Origin of the sequence: Agreia pratensis, from assembly GCF_900177685.1 — a bacterium.
GTDB lineage: Bacteria > Actinomycetota > Actinomycetes > Actinomycetales > Microbacteriaceae > Agreia > Agreia pratensis.
Window position 1 is genome coordinate 799,078 of the sequence record NZ_FXAY01000002.1, and the last position, 21,869, is coordinate 820,946.

Here is a 21,869-nt window from a genome sequence, read left to right on the forward strand (position 1 = left end):
CCGCGAATGCCTACCGGCAAGGTCAAGTTCTACGACGACGAGAAGGGCTTCGGCTTCATCAGCTCCGATGACGGCTCAGAGGTGTTCCTGCACGCGTCAGCCCTGCCCGCAGGTACGACGGTCAAGGCGGGCACCAAGCTCGAATTCGGCATCGCCGACGGCAAGAGGGGTGCGCAGGCGCTCTCGGTGCGCGTGCTCGAAGCGCCGCCCAGCCTCGTGAAGCTCAGCCGCAAGCCGGCCGACGACATGGCGATCATCGTCGAAGACCTGGTCAAGGTGCTCGACGGCATCGGAACGAACCTCAAGCGGGGCCGCTACCCCGACACGGCGCACAGCCGCAAGATCGCTGCGCTGCTGCGCAAGGTCGCCGACGAATTGGACGCGTAGACACCGGTGCAGCACTCCGACCCGACCCCCGAGGAGTCGTCTGACGACCAGGTCGAGGGCGAGACCGTAGAGACGACGCGCGTGTTCGAGGCCGACCCTGTTCTTCTGGCGGCCGTCGATCAGGCGCGTGCGGCGCTTCTCGAGATCACTCCCGCGTCGACCATCGGCGCGGTCGTCGGGCACACCGCCCACGACGAGCACGTGCTCAGCCTGCATTTCGCCTCGCTGATGCCCGGTTACCCCGATTGGCACTGGACAGCGACGCTCTCGCGGATCGACGCCGACAGTGAGCCCGCGGTGCTCGAGACCGAACTGCTGCCGGGTGAGAACTCCGTTCTAGCGCCCGAGTGGACGCCGTGGTCGGATCGCCTCAAGGACTACAAGCTCGCTCAAGAGCACGCCGCTGCGCTCGCGGTGGACGACGATGAAGACGATGTCGATGACGACTCCGACGACGACTCCGACGACGATCTCGATGACGACGAGCTCGACCTCGACGACCATATTCTCGACGACGACGTGCTCGACGACGCCGTTCACGAGCACGCCGAGGCGGCTGTGCTCGACGCGTCTGTTCTGGTTCGCGGCGACGAAGCGCCCGCCCCGGCAAAGGCCGAGCAGACGGTCGATGTCGACGAAGAGGGCCTCACGGTCGTCGAACTCGACGACGCCGCGCCCCGCTCAAGCGTCTACTACGACGAAGACGCTCCCGAAGACCTGCGCTGATCAGCGGCACCGCTCCCTGAGCGAGTCGAAGGGCGATTTCGGCGAGCTAGAACTGAAACGGGCGGAGATCTGACTATCCGAGGCGCTATTCGCGTCGGATGTGCGATTCTCCGCCCGTTCTCTGTGCTCCGGGCTGCGCTGGTCGAGTAGCGCAGGCCGCCCGCGGCCGTAGCGTATCGAGACCGCCGCTTGGGCGCGCTGCGCTAGAGGTTCTCGACCACGTATTCGATCGACGAGATGAGCGCGCGCACGTCGGACGGCTCGATCGCTACGAATGTGGCCACGCGCAGCTGGTTGCGGCCCAGCTTGCGGTACGGCTCGGTGTCGACGATGCCGTTGGCGCGCAGCACCTTGGCGATGGCAGCGGCGTCGATCGCGTCGTCGAAGTCGATCGTGACGACGACCTGCGAGCGGTGCTCGGGGTTGGTGACGAAGGGGCTCGCGTAGTCGACGGAGTCGGCCCAGTCGTAGAGCGCGCTCGACGACTCGGAAGTGCGGGCCGAGGCCCATCCGAGGCCGCCGTTGCCGTTGATCCACTCGATCTGGTTGTCGAGCATCACGAGCGTGGCGATCGCCGGAGTGTTGAGAGTCTGGTTGAGACGCGAGTTGTCGACCGCGTTCTTGATGCTGAGGAACTCGGGGATGTATCGATCCGACGCCGCGATGCGCTCGACGCGCTCGAGGGCGGCGGGCGAGAAGAGGGCGAACCAGAGGCCGCCGTCCGATGCGAAATTCTTCTGGGGTGCGAAGTAGTAGACGTCGGTCTCGGCCGCGTCGAACTGGATGCCGCCGGCCGCGCTGGTCGCATCGACGACGGTGAGCGCGTCCGCGTCGCCGTTCACGCGCTTGACCGGCGCCATGACGCCGGTGCTGGTCTCGTTGTGAGGCCAGGCGTAGACATCCACGCCTTCGACGACCTCGATCTCACTGCGCGAGCCGCCGGCCGCGTTGATCACGTGGGGAGCGTCGAGCCACGGGGCCTTGGCCGCGCCGGCGAACTTGGAGCCGAACTCGCCGAAGGTGAGGTGCTCACTGCGCTTCTCGATGAGACCGAAGGCTGCTGCGTCCCAGAAGGCGGTCGATCCACCGTTGCCGAGAACGACCTCGTAGCCCTCGGGCAGTGAGAAGAGGTTCGAGAGCCCGTCGCGAACCGATCCCACGAGGTTCTTGACCGGTGCCTGACGGTGTGACGTTCCCAATAGAGAGGCCCCGCGAGTGGTCAGATCGACGAGCTGCTCAGGGCGGACCTTCGAGGGGCCGCAGCCGAAACGGCCGTCGACGGGCAAGAGGGCGCTGGGAATTGTCAGTTCAGGCATGATGTTGAGTCTAGTGAGCCGAGCCTTACCCAGCGCGTCAAAACGTTATGGTGGAGGCGTACGTGCGCAACTTCCTAAGGAGTGATCGTTGGCCGATCTCATTGACACAACGGAGATGTACCTCCGCACGATCCTCGAACTGGAGGAGGAGAACATCATTCCGCTGCGCGCACGCATCTCTGAGCGCCTCGGACACTCCGGCCCCACCGTCTCCCAGACGGTCGGTCGCATGGAGCGCGACGGCCTGGTCGTCGTGTCGGGCGATCGCCACCTCGAACTCACGGGCACGGGCCGCACCAAGGCCGTGCACGTTATGCGCAAGCACCGCCTCGCAGAGCGTCTGCTCAGCGACGTCATCGGGCTCGACTGGGAGTACGTGCACGAAGAGGCATGCCGCTGGGAGCATGTCATGAGCGAGCAGGTCGAGCGCCGCATCATCGAGATGCTCGACCACCCCACGGAGTCTCCGTACGGCAACCCGATCCCCGGACTCGACGAGTTCGGTGACGCCGCGGCGGTGCCCTTCACTCGTGGAGTCGTGAATCTGCTCACCCTCGTTCACGGAGCCGTCGGTCCGCAGACCAAGGTCATCCGACGCCTGGGCGAGCCCGCGCAGGTCGATCCGGAGCTGTTGCTGCAGCTCAAGCAGTTCGGCGTCGTTCCGGGTAACACGGCCGCGTTCTCGCAGGTCGGCTCGTACATTCTGGTCGAGGTCGAGGGCTTCGCCGAGGGCCTCGAGCTTCCCAACGAAGTGGCGGGGCACATCTTCGTCGGCATATGATTCACCGGCCCCGATCCTGGCCGTGCGCTGGTGGCGCACTGTCAGCTAACCGTGCCAGAGTGACAGAGGGGTCAGATTCGCATACCCTCGAACAGTTCCCCCGCTCTTCAGAGCGGCGGAGCACCGGATCAGGATGCGCCCTCCGACTGTCTCCTGAGCTAACCGGCCCCGTTCTGCGCTCAGACGGTCGGACACGTCTGCCATCAATGGCATCGAAGGATACTCAGCCCCGTGGTCGAACCCACCGAATCGCAGAAGAACGTCGAGCACACTCGACGACGCCGCGATTCACGGTCGGCGCAGCCTGCCACGGCACTGAGCCGTCGACAGCTACGTGATCGCGAGCAGGCCGAAGCCGAGGCCGAGGCGCAGCACCGGGCCGCCGCTGCGCAGGCCGCCGCCGGGCTGAGCCGCCGAGAGCGGCGCGAGCGCGAGTACGAGGAGCGATACAGCGAGCGACGCGACGTCGCGGCAACTGCTCCGGATGCCGCGGGCGCCCCTCGCGCGGAGGTTGCAGCGGAGCCTGTGGTCGCGCCGGAGCCCGAGCCTGCGGTTGAAGCGGAACCTGTCGTCGAGGCGGATCCCGAGCCCGATCCAGCGGTTGAGGCTGTCCTCGTCGAAGAGCCAGAGCTAGATCCGGCGCCCGCTCCAGTTGCACCGACGTCGAGGCGGGCTCGCCGCGCACGGATAGAGACGCCCGCCGTCGACATCGAGAACACCCCTGCCATCGAGGTCGAGAAGACGCCCGTCGTCGAGTCCGAGAAGACGCCCGTCGTCGAAGACGAGCTCGTGGCGGAGCCATCCGTCGAGCCTGCGATCGATGAGCGGATGCTCGCGGTCGCCAGTCTCGAGACGGTGCCGCTCGAGATCGAACTGGTGGCGCAGCATCCGCTGGTCGAGATCGAGACGGCCGAGCACATCGCCGCCGAGACTGTCATGAGCGCCGAGGTCGACTTCGCTGAACATCACGTCGCCGCTGAGCCGACGACGATGAGCACCGAGATCGACATCATCGCGACGCATGCAGCTCCCGAAGCGATCTCGGCGCTCGCCACGTCGGGCGACAACACCCCCGTGCGCCCGGTGCCGATCGCATCGCCGCGCATCAAGCGCTCCCTTCCCGTTGCCGAGCTGCTGTCGTCGTCGAGCGGCACGTTCGTCTCGCACGCGCGGTTTCAGCCGATCAAGCGACGCATTCTCGCGGGCTTCGTCATGATGATCGCCGCGCTCTTCGTCGTCTCGATCTCGATTCCCTCGCTCGGGTTCGCGAGCACGTCGGACTTCGCAACCAAGCAGACACCCGGCGACGTCACGGACAGCCAGAACCTCTCTGTCGGTGAAGGCCCCGCGCTGAACGCCGTGCGCGATGATTTCTACGCCGAGGGTGCCCCCGGCTCGCTGTATTCGACGACGAACAGCTATGTATCGAAGGAGTCGCAGAAGCTGGCTCAGGAGCTGATGGCTGCCGTCGCAGCGGGCAAGCTCAAGGGTTCGGTGCCCGACCACATTCCCGAGATCCAGGCACTGGCCGATGGTGTCGTCAAACCCGACTGCGGCATCGACCTGCGCATTCTGCAGGTGATGGTGATCGCCGTGCGCACCTTCGACACCGTGGCCGTGAGCGATATCAACCGCAAGTGCACCAACCAGATCGAGGGTGCCGGAACAGGGTCGTCGCACTACACCAACGGCGGTGGTCACGCCGTGGACTTCTATCTGATCAACGGTGCTTCGCTTCCTGGCGCAGACCCGAACACGATCAAGTTCGCCGAGCTTCTCGACCCGATCATGCCTGCCGGCTCGAACCTGGGTCAGAGCGAGTGCCGAGCGTCTGCCGGAGTCTCCCTCAACCTGGTGAACTTCAAGGAGTTCCCCGACTCCTGCACCCACATGCACATCGACGTCGGCAGCACGACAGGAGCGCTGAACGTGAACCTCGACAGGGACTTCAAGTAGCCCGTCGCGCTGAGGTTTTTTCATTCCCGCCGTTACCAATCCGTTAAAATTGCTGTCATTTAGGTGACAAACAGGTAACGGTCACGTACCATCGGACAGGTCCACACCGCCGAATAATGGCGTCTGGGCCGCGCCGAGACACCTCTTTCCCCGTCTCTCGGAGCGCACAACCCGCAGACAACTCAGTGGGACGGGACGGCACCCTAGACGCCGCGCGAGGTGCCGGAGGTACAGACTTGACCGAATTTCGTGAGTCGCTGGACGCCCCGAACGGCCAGCTCGCCCCGAACAACTCGATCGACAGAGCAGCCGGAGCCAACAGCACAGCGGCGACGACAGGCTCGGAGCGCGATCTCGAGAGCGATATCGTTCCCGCTGTTCCGCGACCCATCGCTGTGGTGACCCGCTCTGTCTCGCCGGCGATCGCGGCGCCCCGCGCATCCGCCCCTGTAGCCAAGGCCGCGCCGACGGCGCCGCCGCGTCGCTTCAAGAAGCCCACCAAGCGCAACGTTGCCGGGGGCGTCGTCATGGCGTTCGCCGTGGGGCTCATCGCGACGATGGCTCTTCCTGCATACGCGTTCGGCAACGGCAATGCGGCTTTCGATGCGAAGAACTCCACCGATCTTGCCGGCGGCGTGCAGAGCATCACCGTCGACGATGCCACTGCTGCCTTGGCTGTGAGCCGCGATGCCTACACCGCTCCCACGAGCGCCGAGCTGCAGGCCGCCCGCGATGCCGCGGCCGCCGCGGTCGCCGCGACAGAGGCGAGCACGGCATCCGCTTCGAACACCCCCACTGCCGGAACCTTCGCGGTGAACCCGCCCTCTGGCTCCTACAGCGGACAGGCCGTCGTCGACTACGCCCAGCAGTTCGTCGGTGTCGTTCCCTATAGCGCCGGTGCCACCCCCGAGGCCGGTTTCGGATGCGATGGGCTGACTCAGTATGTGTTCGGCCAGTTCGGCATCTACCTGCCGCGCATCGTCGGAAACCAGGCGGCCATGGGCATTCGCGTCTCGCCCGAAGACGCTCAACCCGGTGACCTCGTGGTGTGGCCGATGTACCATATCGGCATCTACGACGGCGCCGGCGGAGTGATCGACTCGCCCGACTGGGGCCGAATGGTCGAGCACCGTGCGCTGTGGGGCAGCTACTACTTCGTGCGCATCGTCTAGACAGAATCGTCGCTGGCCGGTTTGTGAACAATCGGTTACAGCTCACCCGAACGGCGTGCCACGAATTTGTGGTACGCCGTTCGTGGGTTAGCCTTACTGCAATTATTCGAGCCTTCAGGAGAGACCTCGTGATATCTGGCAGGAGCATCCGCACCACGGGTTGCCGCCTGCTGAGTGTCAGGAGGCACACGAGTGGACGTTGTCTGAGCCGGGTTCGGCTTGGTTAGGGTGCTGTCATTTTGACGGTGCCCTTTTTTTGTGTCCATTTGCTCCTCTGATCGCGAAGAAAAACGATGGGTGACACATCGGGTCCCTGCAAGCCGTGCAGGGCAATTCGAAAGGGCAACAATGCGAACACTTGTTTTGAACGCGGGATACGAGCCACTCGGAGTGGTCTCGTTCAAGCGCGCCATCGTTCTCGTGATGAACGAGAAGGCGACGATCATCGAGAGCGATGAAGAGCATCCGGTCTGGGCAACCTCGGGACTGTTCGACCGACCGAGCGTCATCATCCTCACGCGCTACGTGCGCATTCCCTCGACCAGACTTATGCCCGTGTCGCGCCGCGGAGTGCTGCGCCGCGACGGCATGCGCTGCCTGTACTGCGGGGGATCGGCCACCACCATCGACCACGTGATGCCCAAGTCGCGGGGAGGCAAAGACACGTGGGAGAACCTCGTGGCCTGCTGCCTGCGCTGCAACAACATCAAGAGCGACCGCACTCCGGCCGAGATGGGCTGGACTCTGCGCGCCACTCCGAAGATGCCGCACCAGTCGGGGTGGACGGTGCGGGGAGCGGAGCGCGCGGAGCCGGCCTGGGAGGGCTACATAGAGAGCGCGGCGTAGCTCGCTTCGCGATTGAACGGCTTCGCCGTGCCCTGTTCATGGGCAGCCCCGCCGCGGCTTCAGCTCTTGCGCTGGTCGAGTAGCCAAAGGCCGCCCGCGGCCGACGCGTATCGAGACCACCCGACCTCCGCCTCTAAGCTAAACTCCTAAAGGCCAGCCTCTGTAGCTCAATGGAAGAGCAATTCCGTCCTAAGGAACAGGTTGGGGGTTCGAGTCCCTCCAGGGGCACCCTTCGGATCGGTCAGTATCCGCGGTAGCGGGAGCTGAGACCAGTCAACGTACAACGCGTCACCCTAACGATGCCCGGCCTGAACGCAACGTGAGCGGTGTTCGATACTCTCTTCTCGTGATTGCTCGAGTCTCTGGAACTGGTCGTCCGATTGTGGCGATTCACGGCTTTGGTGTAGATCACCGAATCATGCTCCCTTTGGAGGAGGTTCGGGCACGAGTTTCGGTAATCTTGAAACAATGCTCCGCGAGGCAGTTCGTGGACGCGAGGGTGTCCCTCCCGCACATGTCTCCTTGGAGATATATCCCCATTACCCGCCGGGCGGAAAAGTACCCGATCTTATTGAGGTTCAGTACCAGATTGATGATTCGGAGTGGGAGAGTGATGAGTTTATCAACGTCGGATGATGAGTTGGGTGGGATTCTCGGTGAGAGGGTTTATTTCGAGGAGACAGCAAAGGCACTCTTTTCACTAATACCTCCGGGGTTCGAGCGTATTGAGTTGAGGATGAGATCTCTCGTCGGCTACAACAGTGCCTCGGCCAGAACTGTGCGAGCAGACGGGACACGCGATTCGGTCAAGAACATCAAGATTGCAACCGATGCGGCGAAGCGGTTGCGTGAGGCTATGTATCGTGAGGGTGCTGGTACGTGGTTCAGCGTTCTTTTCGTGGTGACTGTCGAGGGCAAGGTTGATGTGGCGTACAACTATGACGAGGAGCCGGAGTGGAAGTACCCGATCGATCCGGTGTTGTATGTGCAGGATCTTGAGAAGTTTCCGCGTGATCCGGAGAACGTTCCGGAGTGGTTGCAGAAGCGTGTTTTCGAAGCAGAGGCTGAGGCGAGGTAGAGCCGCACGGTCGGAGTCCTGGGCCTAGCGACTTCGACAACAAGGCGCGGACCGGCAGTCCGTCGGCGTCGACAAGTTAGTGAATCGTCGTCGAGAGGCCGCCTATGGATCGGCCCGTGATCTCAAGCTCGGGTCCATTTCGTATCTCGAGTTTCTTCAAGAGACTGCGCACAGTCTTCGGGTCTCTGCCGACACGTTTACCGATCGCGTTCGCCGATACTCCTGCTTCGAACAGCTCCAGTATTTGAGTCACTTCGTGGTCTCCGATCACGTTGCGCAGTGTCACGCCGGCTTGCTTGAGATGTTTCGTTACGGTCTCTCGATTGATACCGAAGGATGCCGATAGTTCATAGACAGTCGCACCTTGTTGATACTGCGATACGAGGAGACTCACGTTTGTGTCACTAAGGCGCCTCTGTGGCGGAGTGCTTATTCGGTCGGCTCGCACTGACTGGAACAGGAGTTTTCCATACTCGCCTGAATCAACTAATCGAATCAAGGCTCGAACGGGGTAGAAAGGTTTGCGAGCGCCTCCCTTCGGTGCACCAGTTCGGCCTCGAGTGCTTACCGGTTCAGCTCAAGCGAGCACCTCGTCGAAGAACGCCTCCATCGCCTTCCAGCTGCGGGCGTCGGCTTTCGGCCTGTAGCTCGGGAGCATCGGCTGGGTGAATGCGTGCGGGGCTCCGCTGTAGCTCACGACCTGCCAGTCCAGTTCGGGCGCTGTGCGCAGCTCATTCTCGAATGCGATGACGGCCTCGTCGGGCACGACCGGGTCGTCGGCTCCGGTGAGCACGAGCAGGGGTGCGCGGAGGTCGGCCACATCAGCAGGCTCGTGGGTGATGAGTCCGCCGTGGAAGGAGACCGCGCCGGCGATGGGTGCGCCCGTGCGCGCGAACTCGAGGGTGGCCGAGCCGCCGAAGCAGTAGCCGATCACCGCGATGCGGTCGGGGTCGACTCGGGAATCCGAGCGCAGGCGATCGAAACCAGCTTGGACCCGGGCGCGAAGCAGCTGCTGGTCCCCGTAGAACGCGCCGGCCACGGCGGGTGCCTCGTCGCCCTGAGGGCGCACGCCGGCTCCGTAGATGTCGGCTGCGAACGCCACATAGCCGAGTCGGGCAAGCATATGGACTCGGGCGTGCACATACTCGCCCTCCCCGTACCAGTCGTGGATGACGAGCACGCCGGGCCGCACTTCTGCGTCAGAAGCGTCCCAGGCGAGGTACCCCTCGAGAGCGGAGCCGTCGTGGTCGTATGAGATGCGCTCCGACCGGATGGAACTGCCCTCCCGGAGAGGAACGCTATTGATCAGGGCTTCGTGTTGCGGGCTGAAAACTAGGGACGTACCGATTGTCGTCATGAGGCTGGAATCTTCTCTCTGAATAGTCGTGTTAAGCGTGCCGTTGAAACTGTCTCTCTCCAGTTCAGCATGGTCACCCGTCGTACGCGACAACTACAGAGGGCCGACCATCGCCGAGCTAAACGGCTCACTGAGCCCGGGGGACACCATCGACCTCGACCCCCTCCCGCGCTAGCCAGCCGCGCGCAGGATGAGCTCCGCGATCCGCTTCTCTACCGCAGGCGTGATCTCGGTCACCGCAAACGACGTCGGCCACATCTCCCCGTCGTCGAGCGCTGCATCTTCGCTGAAGCCCAGGGTGCAGTACCGTGTCTTGAACTTCGCCGCGCTCTGCACGAACAGGATGACCTTGCCCTCCTTGTTCGCGTAGGCGGGCTGGCTGTACCAGGTCTTCGGCATCAGCTGCGGCGCGTGTTCCGCGACCAGTTCGTGGATGCGGCCCGCGATAGCGGCATCCGATTCGGGCATCTCGGCGATCGCCTTCGCCACGGCCTTCTCGCCCGCCTCACGGTTCTTGCCGGCCTTGGCCTCGTCGCGCAACTCTTTCGCGCGATCCTTGACCGCGTCACGTTCTTCTTTGGAGAGTCCTCCGGCGGTGTCCGTTGCGGCCATGCTGTGCTCCTTCAGTCGTAGTCGTCAGAGTCGCGGCGTGCGCAGCCTCGTTGTCGGGATAGGGAATCGGCGATGCAGCCCGCTTCTCTGATTCTGGCCGAGAGGCGCGGTTCTTGGCGAGAGCCTAAGAGACGAGGGTCGCGAGGCCGCGCGCCACGGCGAGTGCCACGATCGGCGTTACCGCCCACAGCACGATTGTCGTGATGGCCAGGCCCTTGCGTGGTTCGCGCTTCGCCAGGGCCGTGATGGCGAAAGCCAGCCCCACCGTGCTGAGCGGAATCGCGATCAGGCTGGCAACGACGGGAAACGTCACCGACGCTCGGATTCCCATGTCTGTAGGGAGGGTGTCATTGAGGGCTATGCCGAGAATCGTGGCCGCAACAACCAACGCGATCGCGGCTGCCCACAACCAGAAGCCGAAGACTGCCCAGCGAGACTTGGCTCGGGGCGCAGCAGCGGTGCGTTCGTCAGACATGAGGCTCTGCTCCTGGGATAGACGGGATACGGGGGATGCCCCCGCGCTTGAGTCTGTCAGATGCCGTCAGCAGTCGCAGGGGCCTGCCGAATCTGATCGAGAGAGGGGAGCGCGAGGACGCGGCGCGTGTCGAGCGGCTGCCTCGGCGCGTCGACCACGGCGTTGTAGCGCAGGCGCGGTGGCTCCGCCTGCAGAGACGCGATGCTCGACGCCGAGATCTCGAAGGGGAACGCGGTGAGCAGCTTGCCGTTGACGGCGTAGAGGAGCGCCGAATGTCCGCTACCCGGATGCCGCACCAGAACCGTCGTGGCGGTGACGCGATCCGAACTCTCGTGCGTCACGAACTCGACGCCGGGTGTCTGCTCGGGAGCGTCGAAGATGGGCGACAGCGCAGCCGTCAGCCTGTGCAGGGGAGTGCCGTCGGAGGCGGGCCCGAACCACGGAGTAAAGATAGAAGGCTCGAGGCCGAGCGCGCGCGCCACATCGCCGTTCACCCATCGGTCGCGCTTCAAGCCGTAGGGCGTCGACACGGTCGACAGCAGATAGCCATAGACATGGATGAGCCCGGCATTGCCGACAGGCCAGGTCGCGTCGAGGCCGGCCAGTCGGTGCAGCTCGGCGAAGAGCGCGGGCGAGATGACCGGCGTGCCCGTGTTCTCGTCGACGACGGTCGAGAGCCCCCACAGGGAGAAGCGGTCGGCGGAGGCATCCTGTGCGATCTGGGCGGCGAGAAGCGAGCCCTCGAGCACCGACCGCGGTGATTCACCCGCGTCGATGCGAGCGGCAGCACCCAGCAAGTCGTCGATCGTCACGTCGTAATCGTAGGTGGCGACGGCCGCTCGAAAAATCGTTTACACGCTGTTCACCCAGCGTGGTCATTGCGTCTATACGCTCTACCTATCATGGACGCTGTGTCCACGAGTGAAAGGAAAAGCGTGCCGTACCGCGACAAGACCCTGCTGTTCGATTTCGATGGGACGCTCTCCCTCGGGGTTGGGCCGGTCGTCGCGTATGCCCGTGCCGCGGCGCAGCAGCTGCCTGCCGACGAGGCCGACGCCTTCGTCGAAGCAGTCATTGCGACGCTCGACGAGCACCCCTCCGGCCAAGCGCCCGGCACGAGCGCCATCGACGGATACGACCTGGTGCGGCTTATGTCGGCCGACCACGGCATCCGGCCCGAGACCCTCGGCGAGGCCTATCTGGCCAGCCGCGAGCACCTCGGCTCGACGCTCGCCCCCGTCGTGGCGCCCGACGGCCTCGTCGGTTTTCTGAGCGAGGCGCGCCAGTACGCCAACGTCGTTGTCGCCACCAACGCACCCGACATCCGCATCGACGCGGCGCTTGAGATGCTCGGACTCGCGGGCCTGTTCGATGCCACCTACACCTCAGTCGGCAAGCCGAACGGCATGACCGCTGTGCTCGACGAGTGGCTGCCCCGCGGCCAGGTTCTGAGCATCGGCGACGTCTGGGTCAACGATCTCGCCCCCGCGCACGCTCGCGGTGCGCTGACAGCTCTCGTCGGCTCGACCTCAGACGAGACGCCCGACGAGACGCAGGATGTGACGCCCACGTTCACAGCGCACCACCTGCACGACCTCTACCCGGCCATCACCGAATGGCTCCGTGCCTCCTCTTCTCCCTTCTCACCCGCACCTCTCACTACACCCTCCGAAAGGTAATTCCATGATCTCTCGCAAGCGCCTCACCTTCGCTGGGGCGGCCACCGTCGCCCTCGCCACGGTCGCCCTCACCGGATGCTCGGCCTCCGGCTCGACCGACGGCTCGACCGACGCGGCCCAGGCCGACCCCACCTCGCTCACGCTGGCCCTCGTTCCCTCGCAAGATCAGGGCGCGCTCGTCGACACCGCCAAGCCGCTCACCGACATGCTCACCAAGGCCCTGGGCATTCCCGTGACCGGTGTCGTGTCGAAGGACTACCAGGCCGCCGTCGAGGCCATGGGCGCGGGCCAGGCGCAGATCGGCTTCCTGCCGTCGCTGCAGCTGTGGCAGGCGAGCGACATGTACGGCGCATCCGTCGTGCTGCAGACCGAGCGCAACGGCAACATCACCTACCCGGCCCAGTTCATGACGAACAACCCCGACAAGTACTGCGACGACAAGCCTGTCGAGCGCGACGGCAAGCTCTTCTGCAATGGCGCCGACGCGCTGAAGGGACCGGCCGGTCTCGACTCGATCTCGAAGATCAAAGACGGTGTCAAGGTGGCCATGCTGGGCCCCGGATCGCCCGCCGGTTACATCTACCCTGTGCTCGCCTTGCAGGAGGCCGGCATCGACACCGACAACGACATCAGTGCACTGCCGGTGACCGCCAACGACGCCAGCGTTCTCGCCGTCTACAACGGCGACGCCGAGGTGGGCTTCAGCTTCTGGGATGCCCGCGACATCGTGAAGAGCGACAAGCCCGACGTTGGCCAGAAGGTCGTGGTCTTCGCCCTCTCCGACGAGATTCCGAACGACGGCGTTGCCCTCACCAAGGATCTGTCGCCCGCGCTGCAGGACAAGATCACCAAGGCGCTCGAGGACTACTCGAACACCCCCGAGGGCTCGAAGGAACTCACCGCGATCTACTCGATCACCAAGCTGGCCCCGGCCGACCCGGGCTCGCTCGACGTCGTCGCTCGCGCGGCCGACAAGCTCGGACTGAAGTAGCGTGACTCAGCACACTGCGGAGGTCGGGGCAGTCGCCTCGGCCTCCGCGCCGTGGGCCATCCGCATGCGCGATGTCAGCGTGCGCTACCCTAACGGCGTCGTCGCACTCAAGAGCATCTCGATGGACATCGAGCCGGGCGAGATGGTCTCGGTCGTCGGTCTGTCCGGCTCCGGCAAGTCCAGCCTCATCCGCACGATCAACGGTCTCGTACCTATCACCTCGGGTCAGCTGACCGTGGGCGGGCACCGCCTCGGAGAGGCGAAGGGCCGTGAGCTTCGTCGCCTGCGCGGTGAGGTCGGCATGATCTTTCAGGGGTTCAACCTGGCCGGCCGCACGAGCGTTCTGAACAACGTGCTCGTCGGCCGTCTCGCGCACACGCCGACCTGGCGCACGCTGCTCGGGCTGCACACCACCGCCGACAGGCAGATCGCGTTCGACGCGCTCGAGCGGGTCGGCATTCTGGCCAAGGCATGGGATCGCGCCTCGTCGCTCTCGGGCGGCCAGCAGCAGCGGGTCGCGATCGCGCGCGCCCTGTCGCAGGAGCCGCATCTCGTGCTCGCCGACGAGCCCGTGGCGAGCCTCGATCCGCCCACCGCGCACGCCGTGATGCGTGACCTGCGTCGCATCAACACAGAGCTCGGCATCACCGTACTCACGAATCTGCACCTCGTCGACCTGGCGCGCGAGTATGGCACCCGGCTCATCGGCCTGCGCGCCGGCGAGGTCGTCTACGACGGCTCTGTCGACGACGCGAGCGACGCCGTGTTCGAAGAGATCTACGGCCGCTCGATTCGGGCCGAGGACGTGCTCGACCGATGACCGCCCCCGCATCCGTGCCCGCCCCGGCCGCGACGGCGAAAGCGGCGGCATCAGCGGCCGCCACCCCGCCGCCGCGGCCCGCCGGTCGCTGGAAACCGTGGCTCGCGTTCGGCGTGATCGCCGTGATCACGGCCGTCACGCTGAGCCCGCAGCTCGGGATCGCGTTCTCGCTCGACGCCATCGCGCGCAACTGGCAGAACGGCGCCGCCAAGATCGTTCAGCTTCTGCAGCCGGACTGGTCGTTCTTTCCCCGCACCATCCCGCCCATGCTCGAGACGCTCGAGATGGCGGTCATCGCCACGGCAGTGAGCACCCTCATCGCGCTTCCGCTCAGTCTCTGGGCCGCACGCCTGACCAACCCGCACTGGGTCGGTCGCGGAATCGTGCGTGTGATTCTCAACATCGTGCGTGCCGTGCCCGAGCTGCTCTACGCCGCGATCCTCGTCGCCATGGTGGGCGTCGGCGCGCTGCCCGGAATCCTGGCGCTCGTGCTGTTCAACGTCGGCATCATCGTGAAGCTCGTCTCCGAGGCCATCGAGTCGAACGACGCCGGCCCGCTCGAAGCGGCTCGTGCGGCCGGCGGCACGCAGGCTCAGATCAACCGCGCGGTCGCCCTGCCCGATGTGTGGCCCAGCTTCGTGAACCAGGTGCTCTACGTGCTCGAGCTCAACGTGCGATCCGGCACCGTTCTCGGTCTCGTGGGCGCAGGTGGCATCGGCCTGCTCATCGACGCGGTGCGCACCTACTTCCGCTACGACCAGCTGTCGGTCATCATCCTCGAGGTCCTCGTCGTCGTCATCCTGCTCGAGCTCGTCTCGAGCGCCATCCGGAAGAGGCTCGTATGAGTGCCGTCGCCCCACCCCGCCCATCCCGCACGCGCGGCCGGGTCGTCGCATCCATCGTTGTCGTTGTCGTGGTCATCGCCTTCTGGTCTGTCGACATCAACTGGGCCAGGCTCGGCAATCTGCCCGCCGAGATCGTGCGCTACCTCTGGCTCATGTTCTCGGCGCCCGACTGGTCGAAGCTCGGCGAAGCGCTCTATCAGACCTGGCGCTCGGTCGAGATGGCCTGGGTCGGCACCGTGTTCGGCATCATCGTCGCCACGCCGCTGAGCTTCCTTGCCGCTAAAGGATTCGGCCCGCCGCCCGTGCAGGCCGCGCTGCGCGGAGTCTTCGCCGTGATCAGGGCGGTGCCCGAGATCATCATCGCCATCATCATCCTGTCTGTCACCGGTCTCACGCCTCTGACCGGCGCGCTCGCGCTCGCGGTCGGCGGCATTGGAACGCTCGGCAAGTGGGGCTTCGAATCGATCGACGGGGTGCCCCGCGGCCCGATCGAGGCCGTGCGTGCAGCAGGTGGGTCGACGTCGCAGGTGCTGCGCTGGGGTGTCTGGCCGTCGGCGAGCCCCGAGTTCCTGTCGTTCTGGCTCTACCGCTTCGAGATCAACGTGCGCGCCTCGGCGGTGCTCGGTCTGATCGGTGTGGGTGGCATCGGAGACATGCTCACCTCCTACACTCAGTATCGGCAGTGGGGCGTGGTCGGAATGCTGCTGATCGTCGTCGTGATCGTGACGATCGCCCTCGACGCGATCTCGGGGGCCATCCGCCGACGGATAACCGAGGGAGCACCCGTACATGACCTGGAGCGGTAGCGACGACGTCACCCCCACGACGCGCATCGCCACGGTGATCAACTCGCTGCTGCCCAGCGAGCGCCGCGTGGTCGAACTGATCCTCGCTGATCTCGAAGGCATCGTCGAAACGACGGCGCAAGACCTGGCCGACCGCGCGGGCGTCGCGAGGTCGACGGTCATCCGCACCTGCCAGAGCCTCGGCTACCGCGGTTATCCGCAGCTGCGCGTTGCGCTCACCCGTGAGCTCGCCCAGGGCGAGGGCCGCGAGCGCGATCGCGACTACGGCTCGGGAGCCCTCGGCAGCATCCGGGCCGACATCGACGCGCTCGCCGCCTCGCTTCCGCAGATCGCCAGCGTGCTCACCGACGAGTCGGTCGAGAAATCGCTCGAGCTCATCGTGGGAGCAGCGCGTCTTCTCGCCATCGCGAACGGGCTGTCGTCGCCGCTCGCGCTCGATCTGGCCATGCGGCTCACCGCCGTGGGGCGCCCCACCGAGTTCGTCGCAGACCCCATCGGCCAGCAGATCGCGGCGCGTCAGCTGAGCCCGGCCGACACCTGCATCGTGATCAGCGGCAGTGGCGCGAACGAGTCCAGTCTTCGTTCGGCGCGCGCCGTGCGGGCCGCGGGTGCGCGCTTGGTGGTGGTCACGTCGTTCGCGCGATCACCGCTCGTGACACTCGCCGACGCCGCCCTCGTGGTCGCGCCGGCCAGCGGATCGTTCAGACACGAACTCGAGCACACCTCACGCATCCCGCACGTTGTGCTGCTCGAGTCACTCGTCGAGGTGGTCGCAGCCCGACTGGGCGACGTGGCGCGACAGTCGCGCTCGACCGTGCTCTCGATTCTGAGCGACAACCTCAGCGACTGACTCCCCAAAGGCGTCTTTCGCTCACCGTCGTGCATCGCCGTTGGAAAGCTTCGTCTTCGCGGCGAACGTCCTTTAGCACGGAGACGAAGACGAGTTAGCGATAGATTCGTGCAGCACAGACGGTCCACCGACGAGTGTCACGATGGCTGGGGTTCGTGAAACGACCAGGTCGTGCAGCGGGACAGGGACGCAGGATTGCCTCGTGAGATAGAGCGATCCGTCGCCAAGGCCAACCACGACTGCCGCCGCGAGCGCGTCAGGATAGTTCTCGCCTGATGCGAAATATGCGTGTGGATGCTCGCCCGTGAACCGGTTTATGGCTTCTGACGTGCCGTATCGCGAATCGCCTGCGAACCTCGTCACTGATGAGGGCAAAGTTCGGACTGAGGTTTCGATTCCTGTAGACACAGCGTCGGGCCCGCCCGCGATCATGATCGAGGTGCAGTTCATCCTCAGCAGGGCAGCTTTAGTCTCGGCGGTGAGTGCCGAGGACGATCCATCGACAAGGATCAGTGGGCCCCGGAAGTTTGCAGCGACCGGGCTGATGGATAGGGCGTCGGGATAGTTGAGACCGCTTGCGATAAATGCAGCAGAGCAGGATGTGCGCGGGAGATATTCTGCTACCGCCAGCGATGTCGCAAAGCGATCGGCTCCGGAGATGCGCTGCACGCTCAGTCCCAACGACTGCGTCTCCGTCTCGACTGTCTTGCTTATGGCGGCAAGACCTCCAACTATCACCACTTTTTCTGGCGCGAGCCGGATCAGTTCGTCCTTGACGGTCTGGGGAAGACTTTCGCGAGCGGTGAGGAGGAGCGGCCCGCCCTCGAAGGCAGCAGCAGGTGCGGCACTCAGAGCATCTGCGAAATTCGTTCCACTGACCAGATAGACCGCAGGCACGCCTGTGTCGAACGCGCTGCGAGATACCTGGACGGCTGTGTCGTAGCGGTCCTCGCCCGCGATGCGAACGGTAGACGGCGCCAAAGGATTTCGTTCGAAAGGCACGGTCGTGTCGACCACGAAATTCTGACCGGCCTCCAGGTTGACTCCGTTGTCTCCTGAAAGAATCCCGCCCGATTCGCCGACGAGCCAAGATTCGGTGTTGGATCCGATTTGAATCGTGTACTTGCCTGCGGGAATTCCCGAGATGGTGAAGTGCCCTTGCGCATCAGGTTCGGCAGAGCGGTCCACCGCCCCGCCGTACGGGTAACTGTAAACGCGGACGTAGTGCTGCCCAAGCGCGGGTCGATTGGGGAATTCCGGTGACCGCAGAACGCCGCTGACGGTTGCTGTAGCCGGCGCATCGGCAACTACCGTCGTTGCACTCACCGGGCCAGCGCCGGCGAAGACCACCAGGCACAGCGAAACGGAGACGACAACCGACACTGCGGCGGCGATGATGCTGCCAGCGCGGCGCCCCGAAATCAAAACTCGCATTATTTCCCCTGTTCGAGTTGGTATTCCAGAGCATAGAGGTCTGCCGGTCTAGACAGGCAAAGGTCATTCCAGGGCAGAGATATTCATCTCCGCCAAATAAGGCCACGCGCATCACCGTTAGCCCTGCGTTCATCTACAGGAATCAGCTCGTTCACCGACCGGATGCCGCCGGCTCTTAGCGTCACATCATGAATCGACGACGGACGCTCGCATGATCGGCCACGTCGACCCCTTCATCGGGTCTGAGCCGACCGATCTGACCGCGCAGACCGGCCTCGCCGCCACCTGGTGGTGGCCGAAACCCCAGATCGGCAACACGCATCCGGGAGCCACCTACCCGCTCGGCATGGTCTCGGCCTGCGCCTATTCCGGCGCATACCCGACCGGCTACGGTCGCTACGACCTGAGTCTCGAGGGCGTGCCCTCGACCCTGCACGACCGAGCCACGGCATCCGGTTTCACGCATTTTCAGCAGTCGGGCACCGGCGCGATTCGCAAGTACTACAACTACTTTCGCGTCACGCCCATGGTCGAGCCACTGGATGCGTTGGGCCGGCATTGGGATCTCACAGACGAGACCGCAGAGCCCGGCTTCTACGCCGCCACGCTCGACTCCGGCGTGCGAGCAGAGTTGACGGTGGGACCGAAGAGCGCGGTGCATCGGTACACGTTCCCCGAAGATCCTCGGGCGCGCGTGGTGATCGACTTCTCGCTCGGAGGGCTGTCGATTCCGTATGGCGCGACGATTCCGCTGAGGGCTCAGCTCGAGACGCTCGAGCCTGGAGTCGCACAGGGCGAGATCGTGGTCGAGGGAACCCCGATCGCCGTCTACATCGAGTGCGACACCCCGCAGTGGCGGCAGATGCTGTTCTACGACCGCCGTCTTATGCCCGGCGGCAAGCGACTCGACTTCGACCACATCAGACCAACGACCCTGCGCCCGTTCGGCCTCATGTGGGCGGGGCCGAGCCGGGCGGGGGAGACCATCGAGCTGCGCATCGGATTCTCGTTGCGCGGCGTCGAGCAGGCCCGCCGCAATCTGCGAGACGACTGCGGCGAAGGGCCGGCTCGCTTCGATCATCGACGTGAGAAGACGAAGCGCCACTGGCGAAAGCAGCTCAAGTCGGTGAGCGTGAAGACAACGTCGACCGAACGGCAGACCGTGTTCTCGACAGCTGTCTACCACTCGATGATCAAGCCGTGTCTTGCACCATCGGAGAGCCCGTTCTGGCCGAGCGACGGACCCTTCGCCTTCGACATCAGCACGATGTGGGACATCTATCGCACCCAGCTGCCGTTGCTCACCGCGCTTCAGCCCGAGCGGGCCGTCGAGCTCGCCAACGCGTTGCTCACGATCTGCGAAGAAGAGGGCAACTTTCCGATCGGCTACCGCATGGCCAGGGGCAGCGACCGCTTCTCGCGCCAGGGCAGCGCCCTCGCCCACACCTTTCTCGCCGACCTCTGCCAGCTCGGGCTGCCCGGCATCGACTGGGAGTGGGCACTCGTGCACATGTCGGACGACCTGCGCCGCACCTACGGCGAGGAATTCCTGCTGCACGGCGAGACGCATCCGATCAGCCATACCCTCGACCTCGCTTTCGGCTACTGGGCCACGGCCAAGGTCGCGCGCAGGGTGGGCGACACGGCGCTCGCGGAGCAGTTCGAGGGTCTTGCCGAGCGCTGGGTCAACGCGTTCGATCCGGCGAGCGGGCTACTGAAGGACTCCACCTACTACGAGGGCACCCGGTACAACTACTCGTTCCGCTTGCTGCACGACATGGCCTCGCGCATCGAGCTCAGCGGCGGCGCCGAAGCGTTCGTGGCGCAGCTCGACGAGTTCTTCGGCTTCGGAGCGCCCTCGGTGACCCAACCCGGCAACAGGCCGGCAGTCGCCGAGATGAAGGCGGGCTACGCGCTCGGCCGCTTCGAGGGTCTCAACAACGAGCCCGACATGGAGGCGCCCTGGGCGTATCACTACGCCGGACGCCCCGATCGCACCGCCGAGGTCGTGCACAACGTGCTGCTGCAGCAGTTCGGAACGGGCCGCGGGGGACTGCCCGGCAACGATGACTCGGGCGGACTCAGCTCGTGGAACGTGTGGGCCTCGCTCGGGCTGTTTCCCGTGGCCGGCCAGAACATCTTCCTCGTGAACGCTCCTCTGTTCTCGTCGGCGACCATCGCCATCGGCGACGAGAGCTTCAGGGTGCGCACCACGAACTTCGTCGAACCCGTTCACGGCGGCCCTGTGCAGTATGTGCAGTCGATGCAGCTGAACGGTGCGCCGCTCGAGCGCAGCTGGATCAGCGGATCGGAGCTGCACCGCGGCGGCGAACTGCTCGTCGAACTCGGCACCGAGCCCAGCGCCTGGGCCACCACGAATCTTCCCCCATCGCGTTCCGGTCCGGTTCGCGATCCCTTCACCCCAACACACCCGGGAGCCAAGCCATGACCACCATCGACAACCGTCTCGTGATCATCGTGCGAGCAGATCCGGTGATCTGCGGGCACTCCGTCGAGGCGCGTAATCTCGCCGAGACCGCCCTCGAGCGCGGCTTCGACGAGGTGCGCATCGTGACGTGGCCCATCGACGTTCTCGAGCGCGCCGGCCTGCCGCTCAAGCCGCTCGACTCCGTTCTGCCCTACAGCGACGGCATCTTCGTGGAGCGCCCGGCCCCGGTCGGCGATTACAAGGTTCCCGACGGCCGACACCTCGCCGGCATCACGGGGCGTCTGGTCGAGCTCTTCACCGACGGCGTTCCCACCGTGTGCCTGTCGCTCTACCTGAGCCCCCACACCATCGCCGCGTCCGACGCCGTTCGGGCCGCTCACGGAACCGGCCTGCCCGTGAACGTCACCACCATCGCGGAGGCTGTCGGCTCCGACGTCACCAACGTCGTGCGCACCGCCGTGGAGGAAGGCCGCCTCGGCGCCGCCGCCCACATCCTCACCAGCTACCTCAGCCAGGACTACTGCGTCGCCGTTTCCGACTACACACGCCAGCTCATCATCAGCGAGGCCGAGCGCGTCGATGCGCAGCACGGAACGCGTTTCGCCGAGCAGTGCCGCGCGAAGATCACCGTCTCGTACCCTGCGATCGATGCCGACGCGTATGTCGATCTCGACGACGGGGTGCTCGACGATGTGCTGCGCGCACGGGGGCTCGAACGCGACGGCTACGTGCTCTTCCTGTCACGCCTGACCCACGCCAAGGGCGTCGAGGAGCTCATCGAGGGCTTCGAGCGCAGCGGCGTGCACGGCGACAAGACGCTCGTGATCGCGGGCCGAGGCCCGCAGGCCGACGCATTCCGCGCGGCCGCCGCGGCATCCGGTGTCTCATCGCGCATCCGCTTTCTCGATGATGTGGGAGACGCAGAGAAGCCGTATCTCATGAAGGGATGCGCCGCGTTCGTTCTGCCCAGCAAGCCGCGCCCCGAATTCGTCGAGACCTTCGGCATCGCCCTGGCCGAGAAGATGCTGGCCGGCGGTGGCCCCATCATCACCACGCTGACGGGCGGCATCGGCGAGGCGATCGGCGATCACGCGATCGTCGTTCCCGTCGAAGACCCGGATGCGATCGCCCGGGCTCTCGTGCGCGCCATCGTCGAGACCACGGCCGACGAGCGAAACGAGTGGGCCGTGCGAGCCCGGGAGTACGCGCTGCAGTTCGATCGCAGGGTCGTGTTCGACCGCATGTTCGAGCCGGTGGTGCGCCGGGCGGTCTCCGTTCGGTAGGCGCGG

At 65.1% G+C, this 21,869-nt stretch carries 22 protein-coding genes and 1 tRNA gene; 16 read left to right on the forward strand and 7 right to left on the reverse strand.

Features of this window, described 5'->3' with window-relative positions:
• The first annotated feature begins 6 nt into the window (after window positions 1–6).
• Window positions 7–387 (forward strand): cold-shock protein, encoded by a 381-nt coding sequence (locus B9Y86_RS09245; protein ID WP_055777724.1) that lies wholly within the window; start codon window positions 7–9, stop codon window positions 385–387.
• A gap of 6 nt (window positions 388–393) precedes the next feature.
• Entirely contained in the window at window positions 394–1,113 is a 720-nt protein-coding gene (locus B9Y86_RS09250; protein ID WP_085485117.1) for a DUF3027 domain-containing protein, read from the forward strand.
• Between the two features lie 203 nt (window positions 1,114–1,316).
• Here B9Y86_RS09250 and serC read toward each other — a convergent pair whose 3' ends face one another.
• Window positions 1,317–2,429, reverse strand: a complete 1,113-nt coding sequence (gene serC, locus B9Y86_RS09255; RefSeq protein ID WP_085485119.1) for a phosphoserine transaminase — start codon at window positions 2,427–2,429, stop codon at window positions 1,317–1,319.
• A gap of 88 nt (window positions 2,430–2,517) precedes the next feature.
• On the opposite strand from serC, the gene B9Y86_RS09260 reads away from it, so the two are divergent.
• From B9Y86_RS09260 to B9Y86_RS09285, 6 genes are all read left to right on the forward strand, one after another.
• Complete coding sequence (locus tag B9Y86_RS09260) at window positions 2,518–3,210, forward strand: iron-dependent transcriptional repressor DtxR (RefSeq protein WP_085485121.1); 693 nt, start codon at window positions 2,518–2,520, stop codon at window positions 3,208–3,210.
• A gap of 231 nt (window positions 3,211–3,441) precedes the next feature.
• Entirely contained in the window at window positions 3,442–5,166 is a 1,725-nt protein-coding gene (locus B9Y86_RS09265) for a hypothetical protein (protein WP_085485123.1), read from the forward strand.
• Between the two features lie 236 nt (window positions 5,167–5,402).
• Entirely contained in the window at window positions 5,403–6,338 is a 936-nt protein-coding gene (locus tag B9Y86_RS09270; RefSeq protein ID WP_176223314.1) for a C40 family peptidase, read from the forward strand.
• Between the two features lie 348 nt (window positions 6,339–6,686).
• Window positions 6,687–7,184: an HNH endonuclease gene (locus B9Y86_RS09275; RefSeq protein ID WP_085485127.1), complete on the forward strand. Its 498-nt coding sequence runs from the start codon at window positions 6,687–6,689 to the stop codon at window positions 7,182–7,184.
• A gap of 156 nt (window positions 7,185–7,340) precedes the next feature.
• Window positions 7,341–7,412, forward strand: a tRNA-Arg gene (locus B9Y86_RS09280).
• Window positions 7,413–7,797: 385 nt separating this feature from the next.
• Window positions 7,798–8,262 (forward strand): hypothetical protein, encoded by a 465-nt coding sequence (locus B9Y86_RS09285; protein ID WP_139824827.1) that lies wholly within the window; start codon window positions 7,798–7,800, stop codon window positions 8,260–8,262.
• Window positions 8,263–8,338: 76 nt separating this feature from the next.
• Here B9Y86_RS09285 and B9Y86_RS09290 read toward each other — a convergent pair whose 3' ends face one another.
• The 5 genes from B9Y86_RS09290 to B9Y86_RS09310 all read right to left on the reverse strand — a co-directional run bounded on the left by B9Y86_RS09290 (window position 8,339) and on the right by B9Y86_RS09310 (window position 11,518).
• Complete coding sequence (locus B9Y86_RS09290; RefSeq protein WP_139824828.1) at window positions 8,339–8,656, reverse strand: helix-turn-helix domain-containing protein; 318 nt, start codon at window positions 8,654–8,656, stop codon at window positions 8,339–8,341.
• 183 nt (window positions 8,657–8,839) lie between these two features.
• On the reverse strand, window positions 8,840–9,619 hold the full coding sequence (locus tag B9Y86_RS09295; protein WP_085485133.1) for a dienelactone hydrolase family protein: 780 nt from the start codon (window positions 9,617–9,619) through the stop codon (window positions 8,840–8,842).
• Between the two features lie 171 nt (window positions 9,620–9,790).
• Window positions 9,791–10,231, reverse strand: a complete 441-nt coding sequence (locus tag B9Y86_RS09300; protein ID WP_085485135.1) for an iron chaperone — start codon at window positions 10,229–10,231, stop codon at window positions 9,791–9,793.
• A gap of 124 nt (window positions 10,232–10,355) precedes the next feature.
• On the reverse strand, window positions 10,356–10,706 hold the full coding sequence (locus B9Y86_RS09305) for a hypothetical protein (protein WP_085485137.1): 351 nt from the start codon (window positions 10,704–10,706) through the stop codon (window positions 10,356–10,358).
• Between the two features lie 56 nt (window positions 10,707–10,762).
• On the reverse strand, window positions 10,763–11,518 hold the full coding sequence (locus B9Y86_RS09310; RefSeq protein ID WP_085485139.1) for a hypothetical protein: 756 nt from the start codon (window positions 11,516–11,518) through the stop codon (window positions 10,763–10,765).
• A gap of 123 nt (window positions 11,519–11,641) precedes the next feature.
• On the opposite strand from B9Y86_RS09310, the gene B9Y86_RS09315 reads away from it, so the two are divergent.
• The 6 genes from B9Y86_RS09315 to B9Y86_RS09340 all read left to right on the forward strand — a co-directional run bounded on the left by B9Y86_RS09315 (window position 11,642) and on the right by B9Y86_RS09340 (window position 16,697).
• On the forward strand, window positions 11,642–12,385 hold the full coding sequence (locus B9Y86_RS09315) for an HAD family hydrolase (protein ID WP_244894691.1): 744 nt from the start codon (window positions 11,642–11,644) through the stop codon (window positions 12,383–12,385).
• Between the two features lie 4 nt (window positions 12,386–12,389).
• Window positions 12,390–13,376 (forward strand): phosphate/phosphite/phosphonate ABC transporter substrate-binding protein, encoded by a 987-nt coding sequence (gene phnD, locus B9Y86_RS09320; protein ID WP_085485147.1) that lies wholly within the window; start codon window positions 12,390–12,392, stop codon window positions 13,374–13,376.
• A 64-nt stretch (window positions 13,377–13,440) separates the two neighbouring features.
• The gene (gene phnC / locus B9Y86_RS09325) at window positions 13,441–14,196 is read left to right on the forward strand and encodes a phosphonate ABC transporter ATP-binding protein (RefSeq protein ID WP_085485386.1); all 756 of its coding nucleotides are present in this window, start codon (window positions 13,441–13,443) and stop codon (window positions 14,194–14,196) included.
• Entirely contained in the window at window positions 14,193–15,041 is an 849-nt protein-coding gene (gene phnE, locus B9Y86_RS09330) for a phosphonate ABC transporter, permease protein PhnE (protein WP_085485149.1), read from the forward strand. The genes phnC and phnE (B9Y86_RS09330) overlap by 4 nt, the downstream gene beginning before the upstream one ends.
• Entirely contained in the window at window positions 15,038–15,847 is an 810-nt protein-coding gene (gene phnE, locus B9Y86_RS09335; protein WP_085485151.1) for a phosphonate ABC transporter, permease protein PhnE, read from the forward strand. Before phnE (B9Y86_RS09330) ends, phnE (B9Y86_RS09335) begins: the two co-directional genes overlap by 4 nt.
• Complete coding sequence (locus B9Y86_RS09340; RefSeq protein WP_085485153.1) at window positions 15,831–16,697, forward strand: MurR/RpiR family transcriptional regulator; 867 nt, start codon at window positions 15,831–15,833, stop codon at window positions 16,695–16,697. The genes phnE (B9Y86_RS09335) and B9Y86_RS09340 overlap by 17 nt, the downstream gene beginning before the upstream one ends.
• 72 nt (window positions 16,698–16,769) lie before the next feature.
• Here the strand turns inward: B9Y86_RS09340 and B9Y86_RS09345 are convergent, their stop codons facing one another.
• The gene (locus B9Y86_RS09345) at window positions 16,770–18,131 is read right to left on the reverse strand and encodes a cell wall-binding repeat-containing protein (protein WP_085485155.1); all 1,362 of its coding nucleotides are present in this window, start codon (window positions 18,129–18,131) and stop codon (window positions 16,770–16,772) included.
• Window positions 18,132–18,342: 211 nt separating this feature from the next.
• On the opposite strand from B9Y86_RS09345, the gene B9Y86_RS09350 reads away from it, so the two are divergent.
• Both B9Y86_RS09350 and B9Y86_RS09355 read left to right on the forward strand, forming a co-directional pair.
• The gene (locus B9Y86_RS09350; protein ID WP_085485157.1) at window positions 18,343–20,580 is read left to right on the forward strand and encodes a glycoside hydrolase domain-containing protein; all 2,238 of its coding nucleotides are present in this window, start codon (window positions 18,343–18,345) and stop codon (window positions 20,578–20,580) included.
• The gene (locus tag B9Y86_RS09355) at window positions 20,577–21,863 is read left to right on the forward strand and encodes a glycosyltransferase (protein WP_085485159.1); all 1,287 of its coding nucleotides are present in this window, start codon (window positions 20,577–20,579) and stop codon (window positions 21,861–21,863) included. Before B9Y86_RS09350 ends, B9Y86_RS09355 begins: the two co-directional genes overlap by 4 nt.
• Window positions 21,864–21,869: the final 6 nt, after the last annotated feature.